This window comes from Vibrio sp. 1249-1 (assembly GCF_033340495.1).
Genome location: NZ_JAWOWJ010001250.1, coordinates 1 through 501 on the forward strand (window position 1 = coordinate 1; position 501 = coordinate 501).

1 protein-coding gene and 1 pseudogene are annotated in these 501 nt (G+C 46.3%); both read left to right on the top strand.

All coding sequences use genetic code 11. From position 1 onward, the window contains the following. Window positions 1–240 (top strand): TetR/AcrR family transcriptional regulator (locus R7Z50_RS31530; protein WP_318150280.1); only part of this gene is annotated, 240 nt, incomplete at its 5' end. A 147-nt stretch (window positions 241–387) separates the two neighbouring features. After that, a pseudogene (locus R7Z50_RS31535) lies at window positions 388–501 on the top strand (DHH family phosphoesterase); the annotation flags it as partial.

Below are 501 nucleotides of genomic sequence, written 5' to 3' on the forward strand. Positions count from 1 at the left end.
TCTTTGAAGCTGCTGGATGTGAATGAACAGCAGTTGAAATCACTGGTGTGCACGCTGCATTTGATCGCTTGTAGTTGGTTAGCTTACCAATCTGCAATGGCATCGAAAACCAGCATTACCGAGCAAATGGTGAAGCAGGGGATGCTGCAGATGCTGAATGTTGTGAAACCTGTCGCGACTGAACAAGGTTTGGAGCAACTACAGCTGTTGGAAGAAGCGGTCAGCACACTGCAGGGCTGATCGGTCACTTGCTTCAATATTTCGAGAGTCACTCTCATTTTCGAGTCGCGCCTTGAGTTGACTTGTCATACTTGCTACGCACAATAAGACGACTATCTCCCTCGATTAGTTCAAGGGATTGACTCTCGATAAAGGAACTATCGCTCAATGAATTACGACATCTTCAATGGTGATGCAGACGGCATCATCGCACTTCTACAACTGCGTTTGGCTGACCCTATCGATTCCCAATTAATTACTGGCGTAAAGCGCGATATTAAG